General features: G+C 52.9%; 15 protein-coding genes and 2 pseudogenes. 9 read left to right on the top strand and 8 right to left on the bottom strand.

What is annotated here, in order from left to right; translation table 11 throughout:
* Window positions 1-45 precede the first annotated feature (45 nt).
* Window positions 46-975 (bottom strand): electron transfer flavoprotein subunit alpha/FixB family protein, encoded by a 930-nt coding sequence (locus IPK30_10015; GenBank protein MBK8103583.1) that lies wholly within the window; start codon window positions 973-975, stop codon window positions 46-48.
* Window position 976: 1 nt separating this feature from the next.
* Window positions 977-1,719, bottom strand: a pseudogene (locus IPK30_10010) (electron transfer flavoprotein subunit beta/FixA family protein).
* 292 nt (window positions 1,720-2,011) lie between these two features.
* Between IPK30_10010 and cspD the strand changes: the two are divergent.
* Window positions 2,012-2,245, top strand: coding sequence for a cold shock domain-containing protein CspD (gene cspD / locus IPK30_10005; protein ID MBK8103582.1), 234 nt, complete (start codon window positions 2,012-2,014; stop codon window positions 2,243-2,245).
* 55 nt (window positions 2,246-2,300) lie between these two features.
* Here the strand turns inward: cspD and icd are convergent, their stop codons facing one another.
* Window positions 2,301-3,554, bottom strand: coding sequence for an NADP-dependent isocitrate dehydrogenase (icd, locus tag IPK30_10000; protein ID MBK8103581.1), 1,254 nt, complete (start codon window positions 3,552-3,554; stop codon window positions 2,301-2,303).
* A 162-nt stretch (window positions 3,555-3,716) separates the two neighbouring features.
* Here icd and IPK30_09995 point away from each other — a divergent pair, with 162 nt between their 5' ends.
* On the top strand, window positions 3,717-4,265 hold the full coding sequence (locus tag IPK30_09995; GenBank protein MBK8103580.1) for a pseudouridine synthase: 549 nt from the start codon (window positions 3,717-3,719) through the stop codon (window positions 4,263-4,265).
* 65 nt (window positions 4,266-4,330) lie between these two features.
* Here the strand turns inward: IPK30_09995 and IPK30_09990 are convergent, their stop codons facing one another.
* The 5 genes from IPK30_09990 to IPK30_09970 are packed head-to-tail and all read right to left on the bottom strand — an operon-like array spanning window position 4,331 to window position 13,871.
* Window positions 4,331-9,418 carry a thrombospondin type 3 repeat-containing protein gene (locus IPK30_09990; GenBank protein MBK8103579.1) on the bottom strand — a complete coding sequence of 1,696 codons (5,088 nt, stop codon included), beginning with the start codon at window positions 9,416-9,418 and terminating at the stop codon, window positions 4,331-4,333.
* 8 nt (window positions 9,419-9,426) lie between these two features.
* Entirely contained in the window at window positions 9,427-10,452 is a 1,026-nt protein-coding gene (locus tag IPK30_09985) for a hypothetical protein (GenBank protein ID MBK8103578.1), read from the bottom strand.
* Entirely contained in the window at window positions 10,430-11,134 is a 705-nt protein-coding gene (locus IPK30_09980) for a hypothetical protein (protein MBK8103577.1), read from the bottom strand. Before IPK30_09980 ends, IPK30_09985 begins: the two co-directional genes overlap by 23 nt.
* Window positions 11,077-11,901, bottom strand: a complete 825-nt coding sequence (locus IPK30_09975) for a hypothetical protein (protein ID MBK8103576.1) — start codon at window positions 11,899-11,901, stop codon at window positions 11,077-11,079. Before IPK30_09975 ends, IPK30_09980 begins: the two co-directional genes overlap by 58 nt.
* A complete protein-coding gene (locus tag IPK30_09970) occupies window positions 11,898-13,871 on the bottom strand; it encodes a thrombospondin type 3 repeat-containing protein (protein MBK8103575.1) in 1,974 nt (657 codons plus the stop codon). The genes IPK30_09975 and IPK30_09970 overlap by 4 nt, the downstream gene beginning before the upstream one ends.
* Before the next feature lie 182 nt (window positions 13,872-14,053).
* Between IPK30_09970 and IPK30_09965 the strand changes: the two are divergent.
* From IPK30_09965 to IPK30_09935, 7 genes and pseudogenes are all read left to right on the top strand, one after another.
* Window positions 14,054-15,027 (top strand): annotated as a pseudogene (locus IPK30_09965) (MoxR family ATPase).
* A gap of 5 nt (window positions 15,028-15,032) precedes the next feature.
* The gene (locus tag IPK30_09960; protein MBK8103574.1) at window positions 15,033-16,031 is read left to right on the top strand and encodes a DUF58 domain-containing protein; all 999 of its coding nucleotides are present in this window, start codon (window positions 15,033-15,035) and stop codon (window positions 16,029-16,031) included.
* Window positions 16,021-16,527: a DUF4381 domain-containing protein gene (locus IPK30_09955; protein ID MBK8103573.1), complete on the top strand. Its 507-nt coding sequence runs from the start codon at window positions 16,021-16,023 to the stop codon at window positions 16,525-16,527. The genes IPK30_09960 and IPK30_09955 overlap by 11 nt, the downstream gene beginning before the upstream one ends.
* A 1-nt stretch (window position 16,528) precedes the next feature.
* Complete coding sequence (locus IPK30_09950; GenBank protein ID MBK8103572.1) at window positions 16,529-17,581, top strand: VWA domain-containing protein; 1,053 nt, start codon at window positions 16,529-16,531, stop codon at window positions 17,579-17,581.
* Complete coding sequence (locus tag IPK30_09945) at window positions 17,565-18,374, top strand: VWA domain-containing protein (protein MBK8103571.1); 810 nt, start codon at window positions 17,565-17,567, stop codon at window positions 18,372-18,374. Before IPK30_09950 ends, IPK30_09945 begins: the two co-directional genes overlap by 17 nt.
* 29 nt (window positions 18,375-18,403) lie before the next feature.
* Window positions 18,404-19,612 (top strand): tetratricopeptide repeat protein, encoded by a 1,209-nt coding sequence (locus IPK30_09940; GenBank protein MBK8103570.1) that lies wholly within the window; start codon window positions 18,404-18,406, stop codon window positions 19,610-19,612.
* A complete protein-coding gene (locus IPK30_09935) occupies window positions 19,609-21,294 on the top strand; it encodes a BatD family protein (GenBank protein ID MBK8103569.1) in 1,686 nt (561 codons plus the stop codon). The genes IPK30_09940 and IPK30_09935 overlap by 4 nt, the downstream gene beginning before the upstream one ends.
* Window positions 21,295-21,323: the final 29 nt, after the last annotated feature.

The following is a 21,323-nucleotide window of genomic DNA, read 5'->3' as shown; positions in this document are numbered from 1 at the left end:
AACCCGACTCGCGTCGGGTTTTTTATTTCAACAAAGTACAAAAACTTACAGTGCTTTTTCCAACTCTGGCAGCGCAGTAAACAAATCCGCCACCAAACCGTAATCAGCCACTTGAAAGATAGGTGCTTCTTCATCTTTGTTGATGGCGACGATCACTTTAGAGTCTTTCATACCCGCCAAGTGCTGAATGGCACCAGAAATACCTACGGCGATGTACAACTCAGGCGCAACGATTTTACCGGTTTGACCAACCTGCATATCGTTCGGCACAAAGCCAGCATCAACGGCAGCACGCGAAGCGCCTACTGCTGCGCTCAGTTTGTCGGCAATACCATCCAGCAAGTGGAAGTTTTCGCCAGAGCCCATACCGCGACCGCCAGAAATAACGATTTTGGCGGCGGTCAATTCTGGGCGATCACTTTTTGCAATTTCTTCACCAACAAAAGCAGAAGTGCCTGCATCTTTAGCAACGGCAACCGCTTCTACAGCAGCAGAGCCACCTTCGGCAGCCACTGCATCAAAACCCGTGGCGCGCACAGTCAGCACTTTGATGGCATCTGAAGATTGCACGGTGGCAATAACATTGCCCGCATAAATTGGACGCTGAAATGTATCCGCGCTCACTACTGAAGTAATTTCAGAAATTTGCGCAACATCCAACAATGCAGCAACGCGCGGCAGAATATTTTTACCGTTAGAAGTAGCGGGCGCCAAAATATGGCTATATGCCTTGCCCAATTCCGCCACCAACAAGCTGACATTTTCCGCCAACTGATGTGCATAAGCGGTGTTATCTGCCACTAAAACTTTAGCAACACCGGCAACTTTTGCAGCTGCTTCTGCCGCCGCAGCACACTGACTACCTGCAACCAGAATATGAATATCGCCGCCAATAGCTTTTGCAGCCGCAACCGTATTCAGCGTTGCGCCTTTCAAACTGGCGTTGTCGTGTTCAGCAATAACAAGCGTTGTCATATCAGATCACCTTCGCTTCGTTTTTCAATTTATCAACCAGTGTTGCAACATCTGGCACTTTGATACCCGCTTGTCGTTCTGCTGGCGGCTCAACTTTTACCATTTTGAAACGCGGCGCAATATCCACACCCAAAGATTCAGGCGTGACGGTATCTAATGGTTTTTTCTTGGCTTTCATGATGTTTGGCAGCGAGGCATAACGCGGCTCGTTCAAACGCAAATCGGTTGTTACCACAGCAGGCAAGCTCAAGCTCACGGTCTGCAAACCGCCGTCAATTTCACGCGTCACATTCGCTTTACCGTTTTCCACTTTCAACACAGAAGCGAAAGTGCCTTGCGCCATGCCAGACAATGCAGCGAGCATTTGACCCACTTGGTTGTTGTCGCCGTCGATAGATTGCTTGCCGAGAATGACCAAATCTGGCTTCTCTTGATCGACAACTGCTTTCAACGCTTTAGCAACACCCAAAGGCTGCACTTCGACTTCTGTTTTTACCAGAATGCCACGATCTGCACCCAGCGCCAGAGCCGTGCGAATTTGTTCTTCTTTATCGCCGATAGAAACCACAACAATTTCTGTCGCCAAGCCCGCATCTTTCATGCGCACAGCTTCTTCTACCGCGATTTCACAAAAAGGGTTTACGGCCATCTTGACATTGGTCAGATCGACACCAGTACCATCCGCCTTGGGGCGAACCTTTACATTGCGTCTGCGACGCGCTTGACTGCAACCAGAATCTTCATGGATTCCCCGTTCATAGTAGGAGTGGATAAAAAGCAGAAAAGTGGCGATTTACCGCCGATTTACACCGTTTTCAGGGCGCGCGTATGTTGCCCGCTGACACCCGCAAAAGCAAGACCTGAAACCACCCTCCTTGATCCGCAAGGCGGGTAGCTTGACTCAACACCACTTTGTGGTTAAAAAAGTGGCTCGGCGCTCCCATTGGCAGGGGACGCTGCATAACAATTACAACAGCACCCACTGTAGAACTGGATAGCAGTGGTGCAAGGAAGACAGTTTGATGAGGGTTGTATCATGGCAACAGGCACAGTGAAGTGGTTCAACAACGCCAAAGGCTACGGGTTTATTCTGCCTGACAGCGGCGGTGAAGACCTTTTTGCGCACTTCTCCACCATTACAATGGAAGGCTACAAGACGCTCAAAGCTGGGCAATCTGTTAGCTACGACATCATCCAAGGCCCTAAAGGGCTACACGCGACCAATATCACCACCGCTATTGCCAGCCTACAGCAAGCTGTTGCTGGCTGACCCACATAAAAAAGCCCGCTTCAATGAGCGGGCTTTTTTATGGATCACACATAGCTTACATGTGCTTGATCATTTCTTCGCCAAACTGTGAGCAGGACACCAGCTTCGCGCCATCCATCAGTCGCTCAAAGTCATAAGTGACGGTTTTGGCCTGAATAGCGCCGTCCATACCTTTGATGACCAAATCCGCCGCTTCCGGCCAGCCGAGGTGACGCAGCATCATTTCAGCTGACAAAATCAGCGAGCCTGGGTTCACTTTGTCCTGACCGGCATATTTGGGCGCAGTACCGTGCGTGGCCTCAAACATGGCGATGGTGTCTGATAAGTTAGCGCCAGGCGCAATACCGATACCGCCCACTTGCGCCGCCAGCGCATCGGAGATGTAGTCGCCGTTCAAATTGAGCGTTGCGATCACATCGTATTCTTCTGGGCGCAGCAAAATCTGCTGCAAGAACGCATCGGCAATCGCATCTTTCACCACGATTTTCTTACCGGTTTTTGGATTGGCAAACTCACACCACGGACCTTCGCCAATCAGCGTTGCACCAAACTCTTTCTGCGCCAGTGCGTAACCCCAATCGCGGAAACCGCCCTCGGTGAACTTCATGATGTTGCCTTTATGCACCAAGGTCACGGAAGGTTTGTCATTGTCGATGGCGTACTGAATCGCCTTGCGCACCAAGCGCTCAGTGCCTTCTTTGGACACCGGCTTCACACCGATACCGCAATCTTGTGGGAAGCGAATTTTCTTCACGTCCATTTCATTTTGCAAAAATGCGATGACTTTATTGGCTTCGTCTGAACCCGCTTTCCACTCAATACCAGCATAAATATCTTCAGCATTTTCACGGAAGATCACCATGTCTGTTTTATGCGGTTCTTTCACTGGGCTAGGCACACCTTTGAACCAGCGCACAGGGCGCAAGCAAACATACAGATCCAATTCTTGACGCAGTGCCACATTCAAGGAACGAAAACCGCCGCCGACCGGCGTAGTGAGTGGGCCTTTGATGGACACCACAAACTCTTTAATTGCACGCAAAGTTTCCTCAGGAAACCAATTGCCTTCGTACAACTCTGCAGATTTCTCGCCGCAGTAAATTTCCATCCATGCAATTTCTTTTTTGCCGCTGTAGGCTTTTTTAACGGCGGCATCAATCACTTTGCGCATCACAGGTGTGATATCTACACCAGTGCCATCACCTTCGATGAAGGGAATGATTGGGTGATCTGGCACATTCAAAGAAAAGTCGGCGTTAGTGGTGATCTTTTTGCCGTGGGCAGGAACCTGTATTTTTTGATAGGTCATGGTGCTACTCCAAGAAAATGTACCGAGACACTGCGTGCCTTAACAACAGAAACCGCCCTCATGAGGCGGCAACTGTGTGCGATTATATACGAGCCCCTTCCCATCTTGTAGATTTGCTACAAGAACCTAGCCACTTCTCTGTCGCTTTTGGTCAAAATATTTATGAGTCGATTGGTACTATTCAACAAACCCTACGGCGTGCTCTCGCAGTTCACAGATGAACAAGGGCGACCCACACTCAAACACTATTTTGTGGATGACAGAATCTACCCCGCTGGTCGTTTGGATTTTGATTCCGAAGGTTTGCTACTGCTCACGGATGATGGAAAGCTGCAACAACGCATCAGCAATCCGCGCTTCAAACTCCCTAAAACCTATTGGGCGCAAGTCGATGGCAATATCACTGATAACGCAATCCACCAGCTGCAAAAGGGTGTCCAGCTCAAAGATGGGTTAACCAAACCCGCCAAGGCGCGTCGCATTGCAGAGCCAGAAAACTTATGGCCTCGTGATCCGCCTATTCGCTATCGCGCCGCCATTCCCACCAGTTGGTTGGAACTCACCATCAGTGAGGGCAAAAACCGACAAGTACTACGCATGACAGCTGCCGTCGGCTTCCCTACTCTGCGGCTTATTCGCTGCAAGATCGGCAATTGGGCGTTGGGCGATATGCAGCCGGGCGATTTTTTGGATATGCCCGCTAAAATTTGAAGCACCCCATAAAAAAACAGCCACTGCAAGAGTGGCTGTTTAAACGAGCGAAATAAACGACAGGCTTAGTTTCCTGTCGCTATTTTTCCCGACATACCCTCAACAAAACCTACATCACGCAGCAGTTTTCGTTTTGGCGGCTTGCCTGGTTTTTTAGGAGGCAAGAACACCTCTCTATCCGCATTTGGTGCGGCAGTGACGATATCGCTGAAACCATCCAGATCTATGTCACCGATACCAACCACACACATTCCACGGTTGTCTTTCTTACGCAAGCCTAAGAGCGGCGTGTGAATAAACTGACCTGTCGCGCCATTCAGCACATACACAGCACCGACATCCTTCAGCTTTTTCACTTTTACCTTGCCTTTCGGCGTAGTAATGGAGACTGTGGTGTCACGACCCGGCGACCCAGCGAGCACATCATTCTGGCCGTCGTTATTGACATCACCGGCTCCAGCAACACTCCAACCCAGACGATCACCGCTGACTTCGCCTTCTTTCTTGAGGACAGGTGTACACGGTACGGTGGCACAGTTATATGCGTACACAGCCCCTGCTTGCTTCAAGCGCTTGGTTTTAGTCTTGCCTTTAACAATGACGCTGACTGATGCTGTATGGCGATAAGCACCGACTGCGACTTCTGCTTTGCCATCGCCAGTCAAATCACCCGCACCGGCAACGCTATAGCCAAACCAGTCGCCTTTCGCTTCGCCATTCAACCGTGCCCACTCCGTACCTGTAGCACCGGAATAAATGACTGCCGCGCCCGCATCCTTTTTGTCGGATGATGGATCATCTTTTGGCAGACCAATCACTACATCGTCACGGCCATCGCCATCCACATCACCCGCTCCTGCCACCGCAAGACCTAAGCGATCACCCGCTGTATTGCCATCCACTTTGAAGAGCGCCGTTGAGGTATCACAGGCGGTGCCAGCAACAAGGCTCGCGCCTGAACATACCAGCGCCCTACCTGCATCCCTCAACAATTTGCCATCGGTGCTGGACACGATGTCTGCTCGCGGGATACCAACGATTACATCTGCATTCGTATCAGCATTCACCAAACCTGCACGCGCTACAGAGAAGCCCAGGTTATCACCCGCTGCTGTTCCCTTAATAGAAACCGCATCCATTAGGCGACCCGTTTGACCAGAGAATACATAAACTCTGCCGGCATCTCTCACAGCTTTTTGCGTACCTGATTTTGGTACATCCCAACGCGGCGCACCCACGATAATGTCAGAGAAACCATCGTTGTCGATGTCTGCGCCCGCAACACTGTAACCAAACCAATCGCCTTTGTTGCCTCCTGTTATCTGTTCAGAAGGCAGCGAGAAAAGCTCAGTAGCATCTCTGCCGGAATAAACATAAACGCGACCAACATCCTTAAGTTTCTTGGTTTTAACCACGCCTTTTTTGTTGAGAATCGGATTGCCATTCTTATCTAGTTTTGGCACCACTTTATCCCACAAATAAGCGCCAACCACGACATCATTAATGCCGTCGCCGTTGACATCACCTGCATTAGCAACAGAGACACCGAAGCGATCTTTTTTCACTTCACCACCCCATTTGCGGAACAGCACACCTGGATCTGGATCGAAGGCATCAGGGTCGCACACATCACCAATACCATCTGTATCGGTATCGACCTGATCCGCGTTGGGATTTACAGGGCAGTTATCGGCCGTATTGTCGATGCCGTCACCATCCATATCCGCATCACAGACATCACCCATGCTGTCACCATCGATATTTGCCTGATCTGCATTGCTGATCAGTGGGCAGTTATCGGCTGTGTTGAGGATGCCATCGCCATCGCGATCCGTGTCACATGCATCACCCATGCTGTCACCATCAGTATTCAACTGATCACTATTACTAACCAGAGGACAGTTATCAGAAGTGTTGATGATGCCGTCGCCATCAATGTCGGTATCACAAACATCACCAATGTTGTCACCGTCTGTATCAAGCTGATCAGCATTAGCATCCGCAGGACAGTTATCTGTAACATCAGGAATGCCATCAAGATCACCATCAGGTGTGATGGCTGCCACTTCAGTTACCTGAGGCGCTGCATCGTAATCAGCATCTCCAGCTTGATCGTACATTACGGTACATGAACCCGTACCACCTGTCACAGTAATGATCGCAGTGCCTACACCCGAGCCTGAGCAGTTTCCGCTAACCGTGATTGCTACTGGCAAGCCTGAACTGGAGGTCGCCTCGGCGGTGAAGGTATCGCCAAAATCCGCATTCGCTGGCGCTGACGTGGTCACCGTGATGGTTTGAGACGCTGGACTGGTGGTACTGGTGTCGGTCACTTCCGGTGCGGCATCGTAGTTGGTGCTGGCTGGCACGTTGTAATGCACCACGCAAGGCACGCTGCTGCTGGTGATCGTCACATCGTTGCCTACATTGCTACAGCCACCCGTGGTGGTCACCACCACTGGATCGCCCGAGCTAGAGGTCGCCGCGACGGTGAAGGTGTCGCCAAAGTCAGCCGTGGCTGGCGCGGGCGTGGTCACCGTGATGGTTTGTGACGCTTTGCCGGTGGTGCTGGTATCGGTCACTTCCGGTGCCGCATCGTAGTTGGTGCTGGCTGGCACGTTGTAATGCACCACGCAAGGCACGCTGCTGCTGGTGATCGTCACATCGTTGCCGACATTCGTACAGCCACCGGTGGTGGTCACCACTACCGCATCACCTGAACTGGAGGTTGCCGCGACGGTGAAGGTATCGCCAAAATCCGCGGTCGCTGGCGCGGGCGTGGTCACCGTGATGGTTTGTGACGCTTTGCCGGTGGTGCTGGTATCGGTCACTTCCGGTGCCGCATCGTAGTTGGTGCTGGCTGGCACGTTGTAATGCACCACGCAAGGCACGCTGCTGCTGGTGATCGTCACATCGTTGCCTACATTGCTACAGCCACCCGTGGTGGTCACCACCACTGGATCGCCCGAGCTAGAGGTCGCCGCCACGGTGAAGGTATCGCCAAAATCCGCGGTCGCTGGCGCTGGCGTGGTCACCGTGATGGTTTGTGACGCTTTGCCGGTGGTGCTGGTATCGGTCACTTCCGGTGCCGCATCGTAGTTGGTGCTGGCCGGCACGTTGTAATGCACCACGCAAGGCACGCTGCTGCTGGTGATCGTCACATCGTTGCCGACATTCGTACAGCCACCGGTGGTGGTCACCACTACCGCATCACCTGAACTGGAGGTTGCCGCGACGGTGAAGGTATCGCCAAAATCCGCATTCGCTGGCGCTGACGTGGTCACCGTGATGGTTTGTGACGCTTTGCCGGTGGTGCTGGTATCGGTCACTTCCGGTGCGGCATCGTAGTTGGTGCTGGCTGGCACGTTGTAATGCACCACGCAAGGCACGCTGCTGCTGGTGATCGTCACCGTGTTGCCGACATTGCTACAGCCGCCCGTGGTGGTCACCACCACTGGATCGCCTGAGCTAGAGGTCGCCGCCACGGTGAAGGTATCGCCAAAATCCGCGGTCGCTGGCGCTGGCGTGGTCACCGTGATGGTTTGTGACGCTTTGCCGGTGGTGCTGGTATCGGTCACTTCCGGTGCCGCATCGTAGTTGGTGCTGGCCGGCACGTTGTAATGCACCACGCAAGGCACGCTGCTGCTGGTGATCGTCACATCGTTGCCGACATTCGTACAGCCACCGGTGGTGGTCACCACTACCGCATCACCTGAACTGGAGGTTGCCGCGACGGTGAAGGTATCGCCAAAATCCGCATTCGCTGGCGCTGACGTGGTCACCGTGATGGTTTGTGACGCTTTGCCGGTGGTGCTGGTATCGGTCACTTCCGGTGCCGCATCGTAGTTGGTGCTGGCTGGCACGTTGTAATGCACCACGCAAGGCACGCTGCTGCTGGTGATCGTCACATCGTTGCCGACATTCGTACAGCCACCGGTGGTGGTCACCACTACCGCATCACCTGAACTGGAGGTTGCCGCGACGGTGAAGGTATCGCCAAAATCCGCGGTCGCTGGCGCGGGCGTGGTCACCGTGATGGTTTGTGACGCTTTGCCGGTGGTGCTGGTATCGGTCACTTCCGGTGCCGCATCGTAGTTGGTGCTGGCTGGCACGTTGTAATGCACCACGCAAGGCACGCTGCTGCTGGTGATCGTCACATCGTTGCCTACATTGCTACAGCCACCCGTGGTGGTCACCACCACTGGATCGCCCGAGCTAGAGGTCGCCGCCACGGTGAAGGTATCGCCAAAATCCGCGGTCGCTGGCGCTGGCGTGGTCACCGTGATGGTTTGTGACGCTTTGCCGGTGGTGCTGGTATCGGTCACTTCCGGTGCCGCATCGTAGTTGGTGCTGGCCGGCACGTTGTAATGCACCACGCAAGGCACGCTGCTGCTGGTGATCGTCACATCGTTGCCGACATTCGTACAGCCACCGGTGGTGGTCACCACTACCGCATCACCTGAACTGGAGGTTGCCGCGACGGTGAAGGTATCGCCAAAATCCGCATTCGCTGGCGCTGACGTGGTCACCGTGATGGTTTGTGACGCTTTGCCGGTGGTGCTGGTATCGGTCACTTCCGGTGCGGCATCGTAGTTGGTGCTGGCTGGCACGTTGTAATGCACCACGCAAGGCACGCTGCTGCTGGTGATCGTCACATCGTTGCCTACATTGCTACAGCCACCCGTGGTGGTCACCACCACTGGATCGCCCGAGCTAGAGGTCGCCGCCACGGTGAAGGTATCGCCAAAATCCGCGGTCGCTGGCGCTGGCGTGGTCACCGTGATGGTTTGTGACGCTTTGCCGGTGGTGCTGGTATCGGTCACTTCCGGTGCCGCATCGTAGTTGGTGCTGGCCGGCACGTTGTAATGCACCACGCAAGGCACGCTGCTGCTGGTGATCGTCACATCGTTGCCGACATTCGTACAGCCACCGGTGGTGGTCACCACTACCGCATCACCTGAACTGGAGGTTGCCGCGACGGTGAAGGTATCGCCAAAATCCGCATTCGCTGGCGCTGACGTGGTCACCGTGATGGTTTGTGACGCTTTGCCGGTGGTGCTGGTATCGGTCACTTCCGGTGCGGCATCGTAGTTGGTGCTGGCTGGCACGTTGTAATGCACCACGCAAGGCACGCTGCTGCTGGTGATCGTCACATCGTTGCCTACATTGCTACAGCCACCGCGGTGGTCACCACCACTGGATCGCCCGAGCTAGAGGTCGCCGCGACGGTGAAGGTGTCGCCAAAGTCAGCCGTGGCTGGCGCGGGCGTGGTCACCGTGATGGTTTGTGACGCTTTGCCGGTGGTGCTGGTATCGGTCACTTCCGGTGCCGCATCGTAGTTGGTGCTGGCTGGCACGTTGTAATGCACCACGCAAGGCACGCTGCTGCTGGTGATCGTCACATCGTTGCCGACATTCGTACAGCCACCGGTGGTGGTCACCACTACCGCATCACCTGAACTGGAGGTTGCCGCGACGGTGAAGGTATCGCCAAAATCCGCGGTCGCTGGCGCGGGCGTGGTCACCGTGATGGTTTGTGACGCTTTGCCGGTGGTGCTGGTATCGGTCACTTCCGGTGCCGCATCGTAGTTGGTGCTGGCTGGCACGTTGTAATGCACCACGCAAGGCACGCTGCTGCTGGTGATCGTCACATCGTTGCCTACATTGCTACAGCCACCCGTGGTGGTCACCACCACTGGATCGCCCGAACTGGAGTTCGCCGCCACGGTGAAGGTGTCGCCAAAGTCAGCCGTGGCTGGCGCGGGCGTGGTCACCGTGATGGTTTGTGACGCTTTGCCGGTGGTGCTGGTATCGGTCACTTCCGGTGCCGCATCGTAGTTGGTGCTGGCTGGCACGTTGTAATGCACCACGCAAGGCACGCTGCTGCTGGTGATCGTCACATCGTTGCCGACATTCGTACAGCCACCGGTGGTGGTCACCACTACCGCATCACCTGAACTGGAGGTTGCCGCGACGGTGAAGGTATCGCCAAAATCCGCGGTCGCTGGCGCGGGCGTGGTCACCGTGATGGTTTGTGACGCTTTGCCGGTGGTGCTGGTATCGGTCACTTCCGGTGCCGCATCGTAGTTGGTGCTGGCTGGCACGTTGTAATGCACCACGCAAGGCACGCTGCTGCTGGTGATCGTCACATCGTTGCCTACATTGCTACAGCCACCCGTGGTGGTCACCACTACTGCATCGCCCGGAGCTAGAGGTCGCCGCCACGGTGAAGGTATCGCCAAAATCCGCGGTCGCTGGCGCGGGCGTGGTTACCGTGATGGTTTGTGACGCTTTGCCGGTGGTGCTGGTATTGGTCACTTCCGGTGCGGCATCGTAGTTGGTGCTGGCTGGCGCGTTGTAATGCACCACGCAAGGCACGCTGCTGCTGGTGATCGTCACATCGTTGCCGACATTCGTACAGCCACCGGTGGTGGTCACCACTACCGCATCGCCGGAGCTGGAAGTAGCTGCCACAGTGAACACATCGCCAAAATCCGCGGTCGCTGGCGCGGGCGTGGTTACCGTGATGGTTTGTGACGCTTTGCCGGTGGTGCTGGTATTGGTCACTTCTGGCGCGGGATCGTAGTTGGTGCTGCCTGGCAGGTTGTAATGCACCACGCAAGGCACGCTGCTGCTGGTGATCGTCACATCGTTGCCGACATTCGTACAGCCACCGGTGGTGGTCACCACTACCGCATCGCCGGAGCTGGAAGTAGCTGCCACAGTGAACACATCGCCAAAATCCGCGGTCGCTGGCGCTGGCGTGGTTACCGTGATGGTTTGTGACGCTTTGCCGGTGGTGCTGGTATCGGTCACTTCCGGTGCCGCATCGTAGTTGGTGCTGGCTGGCAGTTGTAATGCACCACGCAAGGCACGCTGCTGCTGGTGATCGTCACATCGTTGCCGACATTCGTACAGCCACCGGTGGTGGTCACCACTACCGCATCGCCAGAGCTGGAGGTCGCCGCCACGGTAAAGGTATCGCCAAAGTCAGCTGTGGCTGGCGCTGGCGTGGTCACCGTGATGGTTTGTGATGCTTTGCCGGTAGTGCTGGTGTTGGTCACTTCTGGCGCAGGGTCATAGTTGCCATTGCCCGCTTGGTTGTAATGCACCACGCAAGGCACGCTGCTGCTGGTGATCGTCACATCGTTGCCGACATTCGTACAGCCACCGGTGGTGGTCACCACTACCGCATCACCTGAGCTGGAGGTCGCCGCCACGGTAAAGGTATCGCCAAAGTCAGCCGTGGCTGGCGCTGGCGTGGTCACCGTGATGGTTTGTGATGCTTTGCCGGTAGTGCTGGTGTTGGTCACTTCTGGCGCAGGGTCATAGTTGCCATTGCCCGCTTGGTTGTAATGCACCACGCAAGGCACGCTGCTGCTGGTGATCGTCACATCGTTACCCACATTGCTACAGCCACCTGTGGTGGTCACCACCACTGGATCGCCCGAGCTAGAGGTCGCCGCCACGGTGAAGGTGTCGCCAAAGTCAGCCGTGGCTGGCGCTGGCGTGGTCACGGTGATGGTTTGTGACGCTTTCGTGGCCGTGGTGGATGAAGTCACCTGTGGCGCTGCCGCGTAAGTGCCGTCTCCTGCTTGGTTATAGGTCACGGTACAGGTGCCGGTACTGCTGGTCATAGTGATAGTTGCGCTGCCGGTACCTGAACCAGAGCAGATGCCGCTGGCTGTGATGCTAACAGGCAAGCCAGAGCTCGCTGTGGCGGCCACAGGGAAAGTATCACCATACTCTCTGCACTGCCTGGTGCCGGTGTCGTTACCGTGATGGTTTGCGGCGTAAAATCACACGCGTCACCTACGCCATCAGAATCCGTATCTGTCTGAGCCGGGTTCGGCACAGACGGACAGTTGTCGGTGCCGTTCGGCACGCCATCGCCATCCATATCGCTGTCACAAGCGTCACCCAAACCATCGCCGTCAATATCAGACTGGGTGGGGTTGGCTATTAGCGCGCAGTTATCCAACACAACATTGGTCGTTACACCGTTACCGTCATCTATGCCATCGCCATCCGTATCTTTCAACAGTGGGTTTGTCAGGCTGGTATTGACTTCATAGCCATCGGTCAAACCGTCACCATCCGTATCAGGATCATTAGGGTCTGTGCCATGCGTGTTGATTTCAGAGCCGTCTGTCAGGCCGTCATTATCGGTATCGTTATCGTTAGGATCCGTGCCATGTGTACAGATCTCAGCCAGATCAGTCAGTCCATCGCTATCGGCATCAGCAGTTGAATTGATTACCGAGAGTGTCACCGTGCCGCTGGTCATACCACTGGTAAAGGTATAGGTATCCAAAAAGGCATCATTACCTTTACTCAAGCCGCTGCCGTTGTAATTCCCCCAAGCGCGCGCATTGGTATTGGCTGCAAATGGATCACTGTAGTTGCCGGAATTGATGCCACTTGCACCCGATGTTGCTAGCGACACTTGACCATTCGGCATGGTACCCACACCGCTGCCTGCGTCACCTGCCGGCATGCTGGCTTCATTGGCCTGCACCAAGTTATCGTCCCAATACATGTTCAGCGCGGTGCGGCTGAGATCACTGTTTACTTGGAACAGGCGCAAACCTTGGTAAGTGGTTTCTACATCTCGGAAAGGATAATGCGATTCCCCCACCGCAACCCTGACTTTGCATTGGTAGTTGCCGGTAGACACATCATTGCCACTCTCGTCTTTACCATCCCAAGTAATGGTATTGCTGCCAGCAGTAGCACTGCCTGTTAAATATAGGTCTTGATTACTGGTTTCATCAAAAATGCTGTCTCCGTTCAAGTCACAGATAAGCCCGTAAGTACCCTCAATATCTGTTGTAAAAGTGAAGTCACCGGCATTGCCTCCACCCACGGTAGCTGAACCACTGTTGCAGTTGGGTGTAGTGGGTGTAAAAGTGGGCGTTGATACAGTTGGCGTTAGTGAGCTAAAAGTAGATAACTGAGGAACAGACAGATAGATGGAATATTGCGGAGTAACTGTGTTGCCCGATGTAGGCACGCTTTTGCCAGCATTGGCACCGTTGACACCCGTTTTATTGGCGTAAATGGAGTAATCAAATCCCTGAAAACCGTCTAATTTCAACTCCACAGTGGCGTTAGTGGTAGGGCCCGTTGGCACCAGTGTATAGAACGAACTATCAAGCGCCGTCGCACTACCATAACTTCCGGTATTAAAATTCCACTGAATGGAGTTAAGGCGACCGCCGGGCTGCACTGTGCCACCTGCGTCAACCACAGCAATGTCCCATGTCACGCCATTGGCTGGATTGCTGTCTCTAAGCTCCACTCTGTACTTACCATTACCACCATCCAAAGCGGCTGATGTGGTGTTTTTAGCCAGTGCGTTATTAAAAACCGTACCATCTGGTCGGTAAATTCTTAAGCGCTGTGTATTAGCCTGTGTAGTTTGCCAACGAATGCGCTCGACCGAAGAATTCACAATATCCACATAAGCCACTGTTGATGTTCTAAAGCCGGAGGATGTGCCCAACTGCGCACTGCCTTCTGCCCATAGATGCCCAGAAAATAAAGACAACAGGGTGGCGAATAAAGTGTGCTGTACCCACGATACGCGCTTCAAATGGTTTCTCATAAAAAGAACTCCAACAGTGACACAAACAAAGTGTGATCATTGTCTCACATCTCCCCCCCCCCCCCAACAACCGCACATTCCGCAAAATCAACCGTTTGTTTTCCGTGTCACGCAACAGAAACGGGAACTCGGGAGAGACCTCTATGTCTTTGCCACACACTCAACCTCATTTTGAGAAGCCCATGACTGATCCCACAACCCTGCAACAGCACTTCATCGCACACCGGCAGTGGCTGGAGACGCGCATCCTCGGCCAAACGGCACTGGTTGAGCGCTTGATGATCGCCCTGCTCGCCGACGGCCACCTGTTAGTAGAAGGCGCGCCAGGCTTGGCAAAAACCAAGGCCATCCGTGAATTGACCAGCGTGCTGAGCGGCACATTTCAACGCATTCAATTCACACCTGATTTATTGCCCTCCGACATCACCGGTAGCGACATTTACCGCCCCGAAGAAGCGCGCTTTGAATTTCGCAACGGCCCGATTTTTCACAATTTAGTATTGGCCGATGAAATCAATCGCGCACCAGCCAAAGTGCAAGCAGCGCTGCTGGAAGCGATGGCAGAACGGCAAGTGAGTGTGGGCAACCAAACGTATGCACTGCCGCCAGTTTTTTGGTGATGGCAACACAAAACCCCATCGAGCAAGAAGGTACTTACCCGCTGCCAGAAGCACAGTTGGATCGTTTTTTAATGCAGGTGAATGTGCATTACCCGAATGCAGAAACAGAAAAATCCATTTTGCAATTGGCGCGCAGCGAAGCCAAACAAAGTAGCGACCACGCCGCGCCAACACCGCTCAACGAAGCCGATTTACTGATTGCACGCAAAGCGGCACTCAATATTCACATGGCAGACAGCGTGGAAGAATATCTTGTGCAGCTTGTGCTCGCCACGCGCACGCCAGAAAAATATGACGCTTCACTAGCGCGCTTAATTGAATACGGCGCCAGCCCGCGCGCCACGATTGCACTGGATCGCTGCGCGCGTGCACGCGCTTGGTTAGCGGGGCGCGATTTTGTGACGCCAGAGGATGTAAAAGCACTCGCGCCCGATGTATTACGCCACCGCATCATTCCCAGTTTTGAAGCAGAAGCGGAAGGCCACAGCGTAGACAGTTTGATTCAGCGTCTGCTGGCCTTGGTGCCTGTTGTTTAATCCGCATGAAACCCAATTCCACTACACAAACAAACGCAGTGCAGAACAAAACAGCGTTGAGCGCACTGGAGCCTCGCGGCACACGCATCGTCTTGCATAATTTACTGCGCTGGCAATTGGCCGCCGCGTATATTCCTCTGGAAAGCCGCAGCAATAGTTCGCAACTTTCTGGCACCCAGCGCTCAACGCTGCGTGGGCGCGGCATTGATTTTGATGAGGTGCGACTGTACCAAGCAGGCGACGATGTGCGCTCTGTGGACTGGCGCGTGACAGCGCGCACCGGAAAAATGCACACCAAAATTTTTCACGAAGAAAAAGAACGCCCTGTTTTGTTGGTAATTGATCTGCGCAGCGGCATGTACTTCGGCTCACGCCGCTGCTTCAAATCGGTTTTGGCTGCTAATGCGGCGGCATTGCTCGCGTGGGCAGCCGTGGCATCTGGCGATCGCATCGGCGCGCTACTGATCAGCGACAACGGCGTTATGGATATTAAACCGCAGCGCAGCCGCCATACCTTGTTGCAACTGTTCCGACAAATCATTGCACTGGATGAGCAACACGCAAGCAACACACCAAGCTCCGTATCGACACCGTGGCAACAAGCCATGCAACAACTGCGCGTACTCGTGCGGCCAGGCACTTGCGTCATCATGCTCAGTGATTTTCACGATTGGAACACTCAGTGCCAACAAGCGTTGCACCCTGTCGTGCGCCACAGTCAGTGTTTTGCTATCCACATTCACGATATTTTAGAAAAACAATTGCCCGCGATTGGCTTGGTGAACCTTCGCTCTGGCAATCAAACAATTGCGCTGGATACACAAGACACACAACGGCTCGCTCACTATCAACAGCAGCGCCAACATCATTACCAAACGGTAGCTGCAGCCATGCGCACATTGAAAATACCCCTGCTTGCGCTGCAAACGGATGCTGGTATTTTTTCTTCACTGCGGCAGTTTTTTACCGCTGGAAAACAAGCCGGTGCTACTGATGAACGCTGATGCACTGGCTGATCTAAAACCATTGATAGCCCCAGAGCCAATCACTTGGTGGCCACTCGCACCTGGCTGGTGGATTCTGGCAACTCTGCTCTTGCTAAGCATCGTTGGCTTATTGATTTTTTTCTGGAAACGCCGGATTCACTTTCGCAACACCGCCTATCAACGCGAAGCCGCACAATTGATTGATGCCACACATGCACTATCAGAAACGCAACAACTGCAAGAAATAGCAGAAATTTTGCGCCGAGCCGCCGTGTGCGCTTGGGGGCGTGAGCGTGCAGGCACGCAAAACTGGGAAAGCCTGATGCAGCTTTCTCTCAGTGAACATAAAAAAAATTCACGCAAAAAAAATGTGCTGCCAGCGCTGGATGACACCAGCTGTGAACTGCTCAGCAATAATCTCTACAGCGGCACGCCACCCTCTGCGTCTGCCATGCAAGCACTGATTACACAGTCAAAAGCATGGCTAAAAACTTTGCCGGCCGTGGAGCGATAACATGCTGGCTGAATGGCTGTCTTTTTTCCACAACAACACATTTTCCCTGCACTGGCCGTGGCTGCTGTGCTTGCTGCCGCTGCCTTTTTTAGTGCGACACTTAGTAAAACCGAGCGAATCACAACAACACACTGCACTTTTTTTTCCCGCAATCGACACCCTACTCAATGCGCCAAAAGAAAAAAGCAGCACACTGAAACAAACAGAAGCGGCACCGTGGTGGTTGTGGCTGATATGGCTACTGTTAGTGTTTTCTGTCACACGCCCACAGTGGATAGGCGAACCCGTCAGCATTCCTACTTCGGGCCGTAATCTGTTGTTGGTGGTTGATATTTCTCCCAGCATGCAAGCAGAAGATATGCAACTGGACGGCGAACCCGCGCAGCGCATTGATGCCATAAAAAAAGTGGTGGGCGATTTTGCACAACGCCGCACCGGCGATAGGCTCGGTCTAGTTTTATTCGGTAGTCGCGCCTATCTACAAACACCGCTCACTTTTGATCACACAACCTTGGCACAGCAACTACAGGAGGCTCAGCTGGGTTTTGCTGGCGAACAAACTGCTATTGGCGATGGCATCGCCCTCTCCGCGAAGCGTTTGGAAGATCAAAAACAAAAAAACAGTGTGATGATTTTGCTCACCGATGGCGCTAATACCACAGGCGCCTTATCACCACTGCAAGGCACCGAGATTGCCAAAACGATGGGAATTAAAATTTACACCGTCGGCATAGGCGCGGACGAAATGACACGCCGAACATTCTTTGGCATACAAACTGTCAACCCATCTAGTGACCTAGACGAAAAAACACTCACCGATATTGCGCAAGAAACCGGTGGCCGTTATTTCCGTGCACGCAACACGGAGCAGCTTGATCAAATTTACCGCGAGCTAGATCAACTAGAACCTGTTGCAGGTAAACAAGAGACACTGCGCCCAATCACCGAATGGTTTTACTGGCCTTTAGCGTGCGCACTACTCCTCAGTTTTTTCGCCGCCTTAACAACGCTGCGCCACTCTCTGCGATGGAAAGAAAATGACTACGCTGCTTGATTTTCTTTCGCTGGCAGACTTTCACTGGCTGCGACCGTTGTGGCTCTTGGCAATTATTCCCGCCGTGGCACTTTTTGTTCTCCTGTTGCGTCGCAAAGCCAACAGCAATCAATGGAAAAGCGTTATCGACCCCGCACTGCTCAATGCACTGCTAGAAAATCAATCTGAAAAAAAACGCCAATGGCCATGGTATGCGCTGCTGTGCGCTTGGATTTTTTCTACCATAAGTTTGGCTGGCCCCAGCTTTGAAAAAACCGAACAGCCTGTATTAAAAAATGCAGATGCCTTGGTAGTGATTCTAGATCTCTCGCCATCCATGCTCGCTACCGATGTAAAACCCAGCCGCATACAAGCGGCACATTTCAAACTGCTCGACTTACTGCGTGAACGACAGGAAGGCTATACCGCATTGATTGTTTACTCTGGCAGCGCGCACATTGTTACACCGCTTTCAGACGATACAAATACCATCGCAACACTCGTCAATACACTTGAACCTACGATCATGCCAAAAATAGGCAGCCGCGCAGAAGATGCAGTTAGTGCAGCTATCCAACTGCTGCACAACGCCAATTTTCAACGCGGACGCTTGCTCTTGGTGACTGATGGTGTAGTGCCTGCAGCACTCGACAGCATTCACAAGCAGCTGCGCAATACCAGCATCGAGCTCAATGTTATTGGCATCGGCACCGCAGAAGGCGCGCCCATTCCACTGCGCAATGGCGGTTTTGTCGAAGATGCGCAGGGTAAAATCGTGATGAATCCTTTAGAGGAAGACATTCTAAAAAATTAGCGTCAAACAACGGTGGCTATTACAGTAGTTTGCGCGCCGATGATGCAGACATTGCACCACTCTCCAAACCTTCCAACGCATTGACCAATAGCAACAACAAGCGTAACGACCAGCGCAATATTGAACATTGGCTGGACAGCGGCTACTGGCTGGTTTTTCCCTGCTTGTTAGTTGCACTGCTTTTCTTTCGACGCGGCGCAGTGGTCTGTGTATTACCGCTAGCACTGTTTTTGTATCAAGAAAATGCGCACGCAGAACTGCCTAAACACTGGAATGATTGGTGGCAGACACCGGATCAACAGGCGGCTAAAGCCTTAGAAAAAGGCGACACCAAAACCGCCGCGCAACAGTTCCAAAACCCGCAATGGAAAGCCTATGCGGAATACCAAAACGGACAACACAAAGAAGCTGCCGCACATTTTGCAACAGGCAGCGATACTGCCTCTCTGTATAACAAAGGCAATGCACAGGCAAAATCCAACGACTTGCAGGGCGCTATTAGCAGCTACGAAAAAGCCTTGAAACAAAATCCCAAGCTGGAAGACGCCGTCTTTAATCGCGATCTCGTGAAGAAACTGCTGGAGCAACAGAAGCAGCAAAATAACGATCAACAAAACCAAGACAATCAGCAGAATCAGCAGAATCAGCAGAATCAGCAGAATCAGCAGAATCAGCAGAATCAGCAGAATCAGCAGAATCAGCAGAATCAGCAGAATCAGCAGAATCAGCAGAATCAGCAGAATCAGCAGAATCAGCAGAATCAGCAGAATCAGCAGAATCAGCAGAATCAGCAGAATCAGCAGAATCAGCAGAATCAGCAGAATCAGCAGAATCAGCAGAATCAGCAGAATCAGCAGAATAACAACGAGAATACGGCTAACGATTCCAAAGAAAACACTGAACAGGAAAAACAGCAAGCACAGCAGGATCAACAGCGGCAAGAAAACACTGAGAAACAAAAAGAGCAGCAGAGCAAAGAACAAAACTCCGCACAAGAACAACAACCAGAAAACAACAAAGCCAGCGAATCTGAACAGGAACAAAAAACAGAGCCAAAATCTGCAGAAGCCACTGCAAATAGCCAGATGAATAACGAGCAGCAACAAGCCGTTAAACAGATGCTCAATGTAGTGCCGGATGACCCAGGTGGACTGCTGCGCAACAAATTTGACTATTACTACCAACTGCAACAACAGCAAGGAACAAACTCTGCAGATAACGGGGGGGATCGCTGGTGAGACTCGCACACTTGCTTTTTTTACTGCTCTTCTCGCCCAGCTTATTGGCAGGCGCCCTAACGGCTGAGGTAGACAGCACACAAATCAGCCGCAATGAAACACTGACACTCACCCTGAAATACGACGAAAGAACTAGCGAAAAACCTGACACGAGCGAATTGGCAAAACAGTTCAATATCCGCAGACAAGGCACCAGCTCAGGTATACGCATCATCAACGGCGATGTTTCTGGCAACACGACTTGGGAATACGAACTATCTCCCAAACGCACGGGACAGCTTTCAATTCCTAGTTTTGCCATCAATGGCGACACCAGCGAAGCCATCGGTATTGAAGTGACTGAAAAATCTGCTGGTGCAACACAAACCGACCAACAGGTTTATACAGAAACTGCTTTAGATAAAACGACTATCTTTACGCAACAACAAGCTGTTGTTGCATGGCGTTTTGTTTCGCGCGCAGGAGCACCACAAGTGCGCCTAACACCACCCCACATCAACGGGGTCATTACGCAAGACCTTGGCAACCGCAGCTATCAGCGCACAGGTTCCAATGGTCGTTCTGAATGGGTCATTGAACAAAGCTACGCACTATTTCCACAACAGAGTGGAAAAATCACCATTCCGACACAAACTTTTCAAGCCATTATCAATACACCACAGCGGCACCGTTCTGGATTTTTTGTTTCTGTTCCCACAGAGGTTTCACTGGATACAGAAGAAAAGCAACTGGAAGTCATACCTCCGCCCAACACCAACAACAAAACTTGGCTGCCCGCGGAATCGGTCGAAATTCTGCAACAAATTACTGGGCTCAATACACACTCTCAAGCCACAGCTGGCACTGCATTTACTCGCACGATCCGTATCCGCGCCAAAGGTCTGAGCGCCGAACAGCTGCCAATACCGGACATGCAGGCAAACAACATTAAAATTTATCCAGAAAAACCCGTTTTTGAAAACAAAGCTGGATCACAAGGCAATACGGGAACCCGTGAAGACAGTGCAGCAATCATTGCCATGCAAGCAGGGAAACTAGTATTGCCTGCAATACGCATCGCTTGGTACGACATCAATACTTCGCAATGGCGCGATGCCGTATTGGAAGAATCGACAATTGATGTGCTGCCCAATCCGAATGCACCGGCACAACAGCCACCGTCTGCCGCGATAACGACTCCGCCACAATCCAACATCATTGACACAACGGTTGACGCCAGCACACCCAACACGGAGCAAACGCCATCTAACAACAACAAACCACTTAATACTTACTTTTGGCAAATAGCCGTTGGCATATTGCTGCTCTCGTTACTGGCATTGGCCGTGTACATCTACCACCTACAACGAAAAATGCGTGCAGGAATAACGCAGACGCAAGTACAAACACCTGCAGCAAAAATCTCAACGGCAAATAATATTCAACAGGCAATCGCTGACAACAATCTACACACCCTACACCGCGCTATAACTGAATGGGCAAACACACCCGAGCGACGCGTCGCCCTAAACCAAGCCGACATGCAGCCTAGTTGGCACGCGCTAGAAAGACACCTCTTCGGCAGCGGCCCAGCTCCTACCGCTGAAGCTCTACAAACACTGGCCTCGGCACTGAAGCAACAAACAGCTGCAGCCCCTCCTACAGACAAGGTGAAGAAAGCACATCTAAGCAGCCTGTATTGATAAGATATCCTCCATAAAGGGAGCTTGGG

Source organism: Cellvibrionales bacterium, from assembly GCA_016713115.1.
Taxonomy (GTDB): Bacteria; Pseudomonadota; Gammaproteobacteria; order Pseudomonadales; family UBA7239; genus UBA7239.
Note: the sequence above shows the minus strand (reverse complement) of the source record. Positions and strands in the feature narration are given on the sequence as shown.